Source organism: Shewanella bicestrii (genome assembly GCF_002216875.1).
In the GTDB taxonomy this organism is placed as follows: domain Bacteria; phylum Pseudomonadota; class Gammaproteobacteria; order Enterobacterales; family Shewanellaceae; genus Shewanella; species Shewanella seohaensis.
On record NZ_CP022358.1, the window covers coordinates 4747226 to 4759519 of the forward strand.

General features: G+C 48.5%; 6 protein-coding genes and 2 rRNA genes. 4 read left to right on the forward strand and 4 right to left on the reverse strand.

The window, feature by feature from the left end; all coding sequences use genetic code 11:
• Positions 1-28: 28 nt before the first annotated feature.
• Positions 29-496: a DUF2489 domain-containing protein gene (locus tag CF168_RS20760; RefSeq protein ID WP_011624631.1), complete on the forward strand. Its 468-nt coding sequence runs from the start codon at positions 29-31 to the stop codon at positions 494-496.
• 294 nt (positions 497-790) lie between these two features.
• Positions 791-2131 carry an oxygen-independent coproporphyrinogen III oxidase gene (gene hemN / locus CF168_RS20765; RefSeq protein WP_011718821.1) on the forward strand — a complete coding sequence of 447 codons (1341 nt, stop codon included), beginning with the start codon at positions 791-793 and terminating at the stop codon, positions 2129-2131.
• Between the two features lie 71 nt (positions 2132-2202).
• Here the strand turns inward: hemN and add are convergent, their stop codons facing one another.
• Positions 2203-3198 carry an adenosine deaminase gene (gene add, locus CF168_RS20770; protein WP_011718822.1) on the reverse strand — a complete coding sequence of 332 codons (996 nt, stop codon included), beginning with the start codon at positions 3196-3198 and terminating at the stop codon, positions 2203-2205.
• Positions 3199-3409: 211 nt separating this feature from the next.
• Here add and CF168_RS20775 point away from each other — a divergent pair, with 211 nt between their 5' ends.
• Both CF168_RS20775 and CF168_RS20780 read left to right on the forward strand, forming a co-directional pair.
• The gene (locus tag CF168_RS20775; RefSeq protein WP_089068861.1) at positions 3410-5215 is read left to right on the forward strand and encodes a DUF885 domain-containing protein; all 1806 of its coding nucleotides are present in this window, start codon (positions 3410-3412) and stop codon (positions 5213-5215) included.
• A gap of 102 nt (positions 5216-5317) precedes the next feature.
• Entirely contained in the window at positions 5318-6331 is a 1014-nt protein-coding gene (locus CF168_RS20780) for an alpha/beta fold hydrolase (RefSeq protein ID WP_089068862.1), read from the forward strand.
• On the opposite strand, the gene CF168_RS20785 is transcribed toward CF168_RS20780, so the two are convergent.
• The 3 genes from CF168_RS20785 to CF168_RS20795 form a co-directional block, all read right to left on the reverse strand.
• Positions 6288-8738 carry an EAL domain-containing protein gene (locus tag CF168_RS20785; RefSeq protein WP_089068863.1) on the reverse strand — a complete coding sequence of 817 codons (2451 nt, stop codon included), beginning with the start codon at positions 8736-8738 and terminating at the stop codon, positions 6288-6290. The genes CF168_RS20780 and CF168_RS20785 overlap by 44 nt on opposite strands.
• A 234-nt stretch (positions 8739-8972) precedes the next feature.
• A 5S ribosomal RNA gene (rrf, locus tag CF168_RS20790) occupies positions 8973-9088 on the reverse strand.
• 130 nt (positions 9089-9218) lie between these two features.
• Positions 9219-12112, reverse strand: a 23S ribosomal RNA gene (locus CF168_RS20795).
• Positions 12113-12294: the final 182 nt, after the last annotated feature.

The following is a 12294-nucleotide window of genomic DNA, read 5'->3' on the forward strand; positions in this document are numbered from 1 at the left end:
TTTTATGCAGTCTAAACAAGGAGTTTACGTGTCTACCACTCTTATCCTGCTTGGTTTTATCATCATTGTTGCCCTCAGTAGTTACGCCACTTTCTTACTCCTCAAGCTCAAGCAACAGAAACAACGCCAACAGGCGCTCACAGCCGAGCGTGAAGCGGCGGCTAACGCGAAGCGCGCCCAAGTACTGGAAGATATTCGTTATATCGCCACAGCCATGATCGATGACCGCTGCGAAATATCTGAAGGCGTAGTGAGGATTGGCCGTTTATTTGAAATTTTATCCTTAAGTGAGCGCGTGGCACCTGAATTCCCGGCATTCTTCCAACACTTTGAGCTGATTAAAGATCACCCGATTATGGAAGCTCGCCAAGCCCTGCCAAAGCAAGAGCGGATGAAGCTCGATTTTGTCCGCATGAAATCTGAAGCTGAACTGGCCGAGGGTATTACTGCCGATGCCAAAAAGCTCTCAAATTATCAGTTAAAAGCCCCACATTAAGCTGACGACATTAACCTCAAGGCCAAAACCTTGGCTTTGAGGCCCAATCGCTCCCGCATTTCTTTTCCCACACAGAGTACGGCTTCACGTGAGCCTGTGCACAAAACCTCCAAAAAACAACAGACATTGGCTCCTTTTTCATAGATATTGCGTAACTTCTAAAAGGACAGACATCATTTTTACAACCTAGATCAAGGTTATTTGGCTAAGAACCTTGCATACTTCGCTTGTTGCTAATTTACCCTCGGAGGACACGCCTTGAAGCAGCCCACTCAGATAAGCTGGGATCAGTCGATGATCGAAAAATATAACTACAGCGGTCCCCGTTACACCTCTTACCCAACGGCGCTGGAGTTCGATGATTCATTCACTGAACAAAACCTGTTAACGGCGATTGAAAACAGTAAGAGTGACAAACTGTCGCTGTATATTCACATCCCCTTCTGCGCCAAACTTTGCTACTACTGTGGCTGTAATAAAGTTATTACTCGCCACGCCCACAAGGCCGATCAATACATCGAGTATTTGAGCCACGAAATTATTAAGCGCGCTCCGCTGTTTAAGCACTACACAGTCACCCAAATGCACTGGGGCGGCGGCACTCCAACCTTCTTAAATCCTGAGCAAATTCTGAAGTTAACCGACTTAATCAAGGCTAATTTTAACTTTGCCGCTGAAGGTGAGTTCTCTATCGAAGTTGACCCGCGTGAGATTGAGCTTTCAATGCTCGATACCTTAAAAGAAGCGGGCTTTAACCGCATTTCTATCGGCGTACAGGACTTCAATAAAGAAGTACAAGTCGCGGTTAACCGTGAGCAGGACGAACAATTTATTTTCGATTTAATGGCCAAAGCCAAGGCCATGGGATTTGTCTCAACCAATATCGACTTAATTTACGGTCTGCCACATCAGACACCCGAAACATTCGCCGCCACCATGCAGCGCGTGTTAGACCTGTCGCCCGATCGTCTATCTGTGTTCAACTATGCTCATTTACCCGCGCGTTTTGCCGCGCAGCGTAAGATCAAAGATGAACATTTACCTTCGCCAAAACAAAAACTCGAGATGTTGCATCAAACGATCGAAACTTTAACTGGCGCGGGTTATCAGTACATCGGCATGGACCACTTCGCTAAGCCCGATGATGAGCTGGCTAAGTTACAACGCGAAGGCAAACTGCACCGCAACTTCCAGGGTTATACCACCCAAGAAGAATGCGACCTGCTAGGTCTTGGTGTGTCTTCAATCAGCCAAATCGGCGATTGTTATGCGCAAAACCAGAAGGACATTCGTCCTTACTACGAAGCCATCGACAAAGACGGGCATGCACTGTGGAAAGGCTGTAGCCTGAATCGTGACGACGAAATTCGCCGTGTCGTGATCAAACAACTGATCTGCCACTTCGATTTAGATATGGCAAAAATGGACGAAAAACTAGGTATTAAGTTTGAGGAATACTTCGCCGAAGACTTAAAACTGCTGCAAACCTTTATCGACGATAAGTTAGTCGACGTAACCGACAGAAAGATCACTATCAGCCCCACTGGCCGTCTGTTGATCCGCAATATCTGTATGTGCTTCGACCTTTACTACCGTCAAAAAGCGCGTCAACAACAGTTCTCCCGTGTGATCTAACACTGACGCATCTCCAATAAAAAATCCGACTCTAATGTCGGATTTTTTTATTGGGCAAAAGAGCCGCTTACTTAAGCTTTAGCCGCATATAGCGCCTTGCGCTCGCTCTCGGATAAAAACGCCATTTCCACCCCGTTGCGTTGCACCTGAGCCAGCTCAGCATCGCTTAGTCCCAGTTCAGACTTGGCAATGCGGTATTCGTGCTTGATATCAATCGCACTCACGCCTGGATCATCGGTGTTAAGGCTTATCAACACACCGGCATCCATAAAGGTTCTGAAGGGATGTTCTGCATAGGAAGACACGGTCGACGTGTGCAGGTTGCTGGTTGGGCAAGATTCGATACCGATACGGTGTTTAGCGAGATATTCCATTAGCTTAGGATCGTGTATCGCATTCACCCCATGGCCGATACGTGTCGCGCCCAGCTCCTGAATCGCTTGCCACATACTTTGTGAACCCGCCGCTTCCCCCGCATGGGCGGTAATGGCCAAGCCCGCATCTCGCACTCGCTTAAAGTGCTCGTTAAACAATTCGCCAGGGAAGCCTAGCTCATCGCCGGCTAAATCCATCGCGACTAAATGTTGTTTATGGGCGAGCAGGCCTTCGAGCTCCTGAGTACAAGCAGCTTGGCCGAATGAGCGCGACATAATTCCGATAAGATTGATTTTAACTTGGTAATCTTTCAGGCCCGCTTTCACCCCGTCGATAACCGCTTCAACCACACCTTCAATCGGTAGTTTATGGTTCATCGCCATGTAATATGGACTAAAACGCAGCTCCGCATAATCAAGGCCAGATAACGCCGCATCGGCCACGTTTTCATAGGCGACACGTTTTACCGCATCTAAATCAGCTAGCACTGCCACCATCCAGTCAAGCTTCTTCAAGAAGGCGACTAAGCTGGTTTCTTTCCCCTGAATTTGTACAAATGGCGCGAGAGTCTCTAAAGAATCGGCAGGTAAAGCAATGCCGTGTTGGTGTCCGAGTTCCCAAATGGTGTTCACTCGCACGTTACCATCTAAGTGACGATGCAAATCCACCAATGGAATGGATGTATTGATCATAATTAACCCCTATGTGAACTACCCAGCCAATGCTTTTGTTATTTGGTCTAGGGCGGACCCTAAGTTTAACACGCATTCTTTGGTGGCACTTAGCTAAGGGCGGGATTTAAATTCACATTCAGTCACAATTCTGCTTAATATGCGTACAACAATCTGGGGTAAACCTCAGGCATAATGAGTTCAATAACAACGAAAATATCCGAGATAAATCATGCATAAACTCTTTACCCCAAGCTTACTGATTTGCGCACTTAGTGCCTGTAGCGCGGTTCAGCCCCCAATCGAATCCACCAAACAAACAACGGTAGCCGTTGCGCAGTCCACGGCCAAGACTATGGCCCCTGCACTGCAAGCGATTGTGGATCAAAGTTGGCAACTCCAACTCAGTGCCAGCCCTGAAATGGCCTATGGAATGGGGGATAAGAGTGCTGCGGGTAAACTGCAAGATCTGTCTCCAGAAGCCTTAGCTAAGCTCAATCAGGGACAAATGGCCATTCTCGCCCAATTGAAAGCACTGGATCGCAGCAAGCTGAGTAAAGAGGATAAAATCAACGCCCAAATCCTCGAAGATCAAATCCAAAACGAGGTTGACCTGTATAAATACAAGGATTACTACCTGCCGATCACCGCAGAGAGTGGCTTCCACGCCTATATATCTTCCATTGCGCAAGGGCGGTTCAATACCCTAGAGGATTACCAAAACTACCTAGGTAAGCTCAAGGCACTACCGACCTATTTTGCCCAGCAAACCCATTGGTTAAAACAAGGCTTAAAGGAAGGTATTACACCGCCTAAAGCCACGCTTAAGGGATTTGAAAACAGCATTAGTGCTTACATCTTACCGGTAGAGAAAAGCAGTTATTTCAAACCTTTTACTCAATACCCAAGCCACTTCACCGAGGCGCAAAAAGCGCAACTGACCCAAGAAGGCCGAACATCGGTCGAACAGAATGTGCTCCCGACCTATCAGGCTTTTTATGATTTTATGACTCGGGAGTATATGCCCAACACTCGGGAAAATATTGCCGCCAACAGCTTACCCGATGGCGATGCCTTCTATGAGAACCGCGTTCGTTACTACACGACCTTAAATATGACCTCGGCCGAAGTGCACGAACTTGGTTTAAAAGAAGTGAAACGTATCCGCCAGGAAATGGAGCAAGTCATTAAGTCTGTTGGCTTTAAAGGCAGCTTTGCCGACTTTTTACATTTCTTAAGAACCGATCCCCAGTTTTATACTACTAGTGCGGATCAGCTCCTGAAAGAAGCAGCCTTTATTGCCAAAAAAGCCGATGCCATGTTGCCTAAATATTTTGGTAAATTGCCACGAAAACCCTATGGTATCGCGCCAGTGCCTGCCGAAATCGCTCCTAAATACACCTCAGGTCGTTATTCAGGATCTAATCGTGATGACGAGCCGGGTTACTACTGGGTTAACACCTACGCCTTAGATAAGCGTCCGCTCTATGAACTCGAAGCGCTAACGCTGCACGAAGCTGTGCCCGGGCATCATCTGCAGATTTCACTCAACTCCGAACTGAGCTCATTGCCCGATTTTCGTCGCTACAGCTATATTTCCGCCTTTGGTGAAGGTTGGGGATTGTATAGCGAATACTTAGGCTTAGAAGCGGGATTCTATCAAGACCCTTACAGTAACTTTGGTCGTCTAACCTATGAGATGTGGCGCGCCGCTCGTCTCGTTGTCGATACGGGGATGCACGCCCAAGGTTGGAGCCGAGAACAAGCCATCGAATTTATGGCGAGCAACACGGCGTTATCGCTCCACAATGTAACGACTGAGATTGACCGTTATATTACCTGGCCAGGGCAAGCGCTCTCCTACAAGATTGGTGAACTCACTATTAAACGCCTACGCGCGAAAGCCGAGCAAGCCTTAGGTGATAAATTTGATATTCGCGCCTTCCACGACGCGGTATTAGAAAATGGTTCTGTGCCTATGTCGGTGCTGGAGCAGCAAATTAACGACTTTATCGAAGCGCAAAAAGCCGCGATTTAAGCTCATCCCAAGGGAGCGGGTATTTTCCTGCTCCCTTTCCTGCCCGCCCCAGTTCTCTGATACACTCTAGCAAACCTTTTTGCCCGAGATGTGCGACAGAGCATGAGCCAAACGCCCCAAAACTTTCCAAGGGAAGAGTTTTCCAAGGTAGCTTTTTCAACGGAACACGATTTAAATACTTCTGAACAGCAAGCCTTCTGGCAAACCGTTGTCCAAGACACTCTCAAAACGCCCGATGGATTAACCTTGGCCTACATGATGGTCAAGCACCCCAAGGCCCATGCCAGCATAGTCATCAGCAGTGGCCGGGTTGAGTCCTACTTAAAGTATCAAGAACTCGTTTTTGATTTGTACCAGCAAGGCTATTCGGTATTTGCTATCGATCACCGTGGCCAGGGATTATCGAGTCGCATGACGGCCAATCCCCATCAAGGCCACGTGCGGCGGTTCAACGACTATATCGACGATTTTGCCCTGTTTATGCAAACCGTTGTACTCAAACATGCCACTTCGCCATTATTCTTGCTCGGGCATTCTATGGGCGGCGCTATCGGTACCTTGTATCTCAAACAACATCCGGATGTGTTTACGGCGGCGGCATTTTCAGCCCCCATGTACGGCATTAAGTTACCTATGCCGAAAGGGTTTGTCCGTTGGCTTGCGAGTAAACTCGATGCCAGTCTCAACGGCGGAGAGCCTAACTATGTCCTCAGCGGGCAAAACTATAAGGCCGCTCCTTTTAAGGGCAATGATCTCACCCATTGCCAGAGTCGTTATCAAGCCTACCGAGAATTGTACGATGCGGCGCCAAAGCTGCAGTTAGGCTCACCCACTAACCGCTGGTTGACTGAATCCTTAGACGCGGCCGATGCCTGTGTATTGGCCACAGCACATATCCGTACGCCTATTCTAATCCTGCAAGCCAGTGAAGATAAGATCGTCGATAATGCCGCACAAAATCTGGCGGTAAGCTCAAATTGCCAATTAAAGGTGATTGCAGGGGCTGCCCATGAGATTTTTATGGAGAAAGATAGCTACCGTAATCAAGCGCTTAATTACGCGCTCGACTTTTTTAAACGCTACGCAACAAGGGACGTGGACAAACAAGCTGTTTAAAGTCATTAACACTTAAGGCACGCGCAATATTGTAGCCTTGGAAGTGGGTGCAACCTAACTGGCTAAAGAGTTGTTGTTGCTGTGGTGACTCGACACCTTTGGCCACGATAGACAAGTTAAAGGCTTGTACCGACTGAATCAGCGCTTGGCCCCAGCTCGTATCCGTCGTTAAGTTAGCGGCACAATGTAAATCGAGCTTCACCTCATTCAAGGGATAGTGACGCAAGCAACTCAAGGCGCCTTGTCCCGCACCAAAGTTATCTAATGTTATCGCAATTCCAGCTTCCGCAAGCAGACTGATCCTCGGCTGAATAAAGGAGGCTGATGTTAGTAATGCACTCTCGGTTAACTCAATCCCCAGCTGATTGTCATCCAATTCATAGCGACGGGTTAAGGCAACTAATTGCTCGACGAAATCAGCTTGGCAGAAAGATAAAGTACTGATATTCAAAGTTAAACGAGGCAGGCTAATGCCCTGCTGTTTAAATTGTTTAATCAACTGGCAAACGCGCGTAGCCACATTTAAATCGAGTGATGCAATCAGACCATGGCGCTCGGCGAGGCCAATAAACTTAGCGACGGGGATAATATCACCGTTGGCTAAATGCCAACGGGATAAGACTTCCGCAGCGACTATCTTCCCTTGCATATCCACAACGGGCTGGAACATCAATGACAACTGATTGTCTGTAATCGCACGCTTTAATTGCTGGCATAACGACAATTCGGGATCTTGAATATGTTCTAAATCAGGATGATAGAAGGCACAACCGGCCTGCTCGAGCGAATGAGCATGTTGCAGCGCCAATTCGGCGCGGCGCAGTGCGATTTCGGGAGCGAGGGTTTCAACCGAATCCAATAAACAAATACCAATATCGGCATTGAAGCTGACACTTTGCTCGCCTTGATGGAATGGACGCGTCGTCATGTGCCTTAACTCGGTTGCTAACGCCAAGGCTCTGCGCCCGGCCATCGTAGCGTCAGCCGCCAACTCTTTGGTCAAAATGGCAAAACGCCCAAGCTCGATATGGGATACCAGGATATTTTCAGCAAAATAACTTGAGAGCCTCGCATTCAGTTGCGACAACAAGCGATCAAGTTCGTGGGAGCTGAGCGTATCGCTAACAGCATGAGTTTCAACATTGAGTAACAATAACGCGCCCCAATGACCTGCGCTGGGTCGTTGGCTGAGATATTGAGATAACTGCTGCATAAAAGCTTCGGGCAGCATTCTATCGTCAGACTCAGACTGCTTAACCAACTCGGCGATAGCGGCATGGTTTCGCTCACTCTCAGACACATCCACATGAATACCGATCATGCGAGTGGGACGACCGAGATGATCCCAATCGACCAACATGCCACGGTCGAATACCCAGACATAATGGCCATCGCGATGCAGTAAACGATGCACACTCTCAAATTCTTTTGTCTTGCCACTGACATATTCCTGTAGGCAATCCAGCACGCTTTGTCTATCATCGGGATGCAAACGGCTCTCCCAAGTCTGGAATGCGCCTTCGAGTTCGTCAGGCTGATAGCCAATCATTTCCTTCCAGCGATCAGACAAAAACACCTCGCCAGTCCGAATATCCCAATCCCAAATACCGTTACGCGAGCCTTCGACCGCAAACAACCAACGTTGCTCACTGTCATTGAGCTGTTTAACGGCTCGTGCTAAGCGCTCATGAACCTGCTGCAGACTTGTCTGTAGGGATAAAACCTCGGACGCGCTCCAAGGCACTTGAGTTGAAAACTCGGGAGTTCCAACGTGTTTGGCCGATTGACTCAACATCTTGAATGGGCGGATCAACAGATAATATAAAACGAAGGTAAAACCGATTAGCAGCAGCGCACCGAGCCCCCAGACACGCATAAATCGTTGTTGTAGCTCAGTTGAAGCCCTCGCAACCAGAGGCGCTAAATCCGACTCGAGATAGACGAGCTCTGTAGCGCCGGGATATTGAGCTTCCACAGGATAATAAGCTTGAATAGACAACCGCTCAGGATTCACCAAAATGCTCGCTTGACCGGATTGCACCACCGCATGATGCTTAACTACATCATATCCATCGATAACCTCGATGGCATTGCTATCACGCCAAACGGTATGATTTGCAAAGCGGATCCGACTATTTGCGTCCAGTAAGATATAAACCATGACGTTCATATCTAAGGTTGCCAGAGAGACTTCCTGCTCGATCCGTTCTATGTCTTGTAATGCTTGCGCCGATTGCACCACGGCTTGCATACGCAATAACTGCTGCTTGATCTGGCTGACTTGGCGATCGGCTAATTCATTACGCACCAACTCACTCTCATAAAAATACTCAGCCGTTACTAACACTAAATACAGTGCCAGCATACATGCAGGTATCAATACGGCGAGCGAGAGTTTGCGAAGCATGGGTAGCCAAATATCTTCAATAAAGAGATGGACGCCTCGTATGCTAACGGGAAACCGATGACTAAGCAAAAAGACTTAACATAAGTGCCGCTATTTTAGACTAAATAATAGAATCTACGGGATAAGAGCTGGGAATCGAGACTCAATGCAAACTTGAAGAATTGCATGTTGAAATGGTAAACACGAAAAACAAAAAAGCCAGCTTATTCAGCTGGCTTTATCGTTTAATTAGGCGCTTGGCGATGACCTACTCTCACATGGGGAGACCCCACACTACCATCGGCGCGATTGCGTTTCACTTCTGAGTTCGGGATGGGATCAGGTGGGACCACAATGCTATTGTCACCAAGCAAATTTGCTATTTACTTACCCATCTTATCTCATGCAGGCAGTAAATGAATTCGGAAAGCTGGATTGAGTACCACTTCTTAAGTGTTTGTATTCGTCTAAGTACTACTGAGTAAAACCCATCTGGGTTGTATGGTTAAGCCTCTCGAGTCATTAGTATCAGTTAGCTCAACGCCTCACAACGCTTACACACCTGACCTATCAACGTCCTAGTCTCGAACGGCTCTTTAGTGGACTTAAAGTCCAAGGGATGACTCATCTTGGGGCTCGCTTCCCGCTTAGATGCTTTCAGCGGTTATCGATTCCGAACATAGCTACCGGGCAATGCCATTGGCATGACAACCCGAACACCAGCGGTTCGTTCACTCCGGTCCTCTCGTACTAGGAGCAACTCCCCTCAATCATCCAACGCCCACGGCAGATAGGGACCGAACTGTCTCACGACGTTCTGAACCCAGCTCGCGTACCACTTTAAATGGCGAACAGCCATACCCTTGGGACCGACTTCAGCCCCAGGATGTGATGAGCCGACATCGAGGTGCCAAACACCGCCGTCGATATGAACTCTTGGGCGGTATCAGCCTGTTATCCCCGGAGTACCTTTTATCCGTTGAGCGATGGCCCTTCCATTCAGAACCACCGGATCACTATGACCTACTTTCGTACCTGCTCGACGTGTCTGTCTCGCAGTTAAGCTGGCTTATGCCATTGCACTAACCGTACGATGTCCGACCGTACTTAGCCAACCTTCGTGCTCCTCCGTTACTCTTTGGGAGGAGACCGCCCCAGTCAAACTACCCACCAGGCACTGTCCTTAACCCCGATTAGGGGCCCAAGTTAGAACATCAACACTACAAGGGTGGTATTTCAAGGACGACTCCACGTGAACTAGCGTTCCCGCTTCAAAGTCTCCCACCTATCCTACACATGTAGGGTCAATGTTCAGTGCCAAGCTATAGTAAAGGTTCACGGGGTCTTTCCGTCTAGCCGCGGGTATACGGCATCTTCACCGCAATTTCAACTTCACTGAGTCTCGGCTGGAGACAGCGTGGCCATCATTACGCCATTCGTGCAGGTCGGAACTTACCCGACAAGGAATTTCGCTACCTTAGGACCGTTATAGTTACGGCCGCCGTTTACCGGGGCTTCGATCATGAGCTTCTCTTGCGATAACCCAATCAATTAACCTTCCGGCACCGGGCAGGCGTCACACCGTATACGTCATCTTGCGATTTTGCACAGTGCTGTGTTTTTGATAAACAGTTGCAGCCACCTGGTATCTGCGACTGCCGTCAGCTTAGGGAGCAAGTCCCATCACCAACAGCAGCGTACCTTCTCCCGAAGTTACGGTACCATTTTGCCTAGTTCCTTCAGCCGAGTTCTCTCAAGCGCCTTGGTATTCTCTACCCGACCACCTGTGTCGGTTTGGGGTACGATTCCCGCTAACCTGAAGCTTAGAAGATTTTCCTGGAAGCATGGCATCAACTACTTCATCCCCTTGGGGACTCGTCATCAGCTCTCAGTGTTAAGAACGCCCGGATTTGCCTAAGCATTCCACCTACCACCTTAAACGCGGACTACCAACGCCGCGCTAGCCTAGCCTTCTCCGTCTCTCCATCGCAGTTAGCGGAAGTACAGAAATATTAATCTGTTTCCCATCGACTACGCCTTTCGGCCTCGCCTTAGGGGTCGACTCACCCTGCCCCGATTAACGTTGGACAGGAACCCTTGGTCTTTCGGCGAGGGGGTTTTTCACCCCCTTTATCGTTACTCATGTCAGCATTCGCACTTCTGATACCTCCAGCGTGGGTTACCCCTTCACCTTCAACGGCTTACAGAACGCTCCTCTACCGCGCAACCCTAATGGATTGCACCCGTAGCTTCGGTGGTATGTTTAGCCCCGTTACATCTTCCGCGCAGGCCGACTCGACTAGTGAGCTATTACGCTTTCTTTAAATGATGGCTGCTTCTAAGCCAACATCCTAGCTGTCTAAGCCTTCCCACATCGTTTCCCACTTAACATACACTTTGGGACCTTAGCTGACGGTCTGGGTTGTTTCCCTTTTGACGACGGACGTTAGCACCCGCCGTCTGTCTCCCGGATAGCACTCTTTGGTATTCGGAGTTTGCAAAGGGTTGGTAAGTCGGGATGACCCCCTAGCCTTAACAGTGCTCTACCCCCAAAGGTGTTCGTCCGAGGCGCTACCTAAATAGCTTTCGAGGAGAACCAGATATCTCCCGGTTTGATTGGCCTTTCACCCCCAGCCACAAGTCATCCGCTAATTTTTCAACATTAGTCGGTTCGGTCCTCCAGTTGATGTTACTCAACCTTCAACCTGCCCATGGCTAGATCACCGGGTTTCGGGTCTACGCCTTGCAACTAAACGCGCAGTTAACACTCGGTTTCCCTACGGCTCCGCTATTCGCTTAACCTCGCTACAAAACGTAAGTCGCTGACCCATTATACAAAAGGTACGCAGTCACGGTCTCAAGTACCGCTCCCACTGCTTGTACGTATACGGTTTCAGGTTCTATTTCACTCCCCTCACAGGGGTTCTTTTCGCCTTTCCCTCACGGTACTGGTTCACTATCGGTCAGTCAGGAGTATTTAGCCTTGGAGGATGGTCCCCCCATATTCAAACAGGATATCACGTGTCCCGCCTTACTCGTTTTCATCAAAGGTTAGTTTTCGTGTACGGGGCTATCACCCTGTGTCGCTGGACTTTCCAGACCATTCCACTAACACCCCTCTGACTTAAGGGCTAATCCCCGTTCGCTCGCCGCTACTAGGGGAATCTCGGTTGATTTCTTTTCCTAAGGGTACTTAGATGTTTCAGTTCCCCTCGTTTGCCTCACTACACTATGTATTCATGTAGTGATAACAGCTTATGCTGCTGGGTTCCCCCATTCGGACATCGTTAGCTCAAATGCTTGTTACTAGCTCGCCAACGCTTTTCGCAAGTTACTACGTCCTTCATCGCCTCTGACTGCCAAGGCATCCACCGTATACGCTTAGTCGCTTAACCATACAACCCAAATGAGTTTCACTTGAATTGTTGCGACCAGCTGGTTTTACTTGTCTCATCTTCGACCAAGAAGATGGACTCGCCTTAGACTTGAATATTCAAGACACTTAAAAAGTGTTTTAAGAACTCAATTTTTTTCGTATTAACACAACGACAGACATCATTGTATTAATTACTATCAG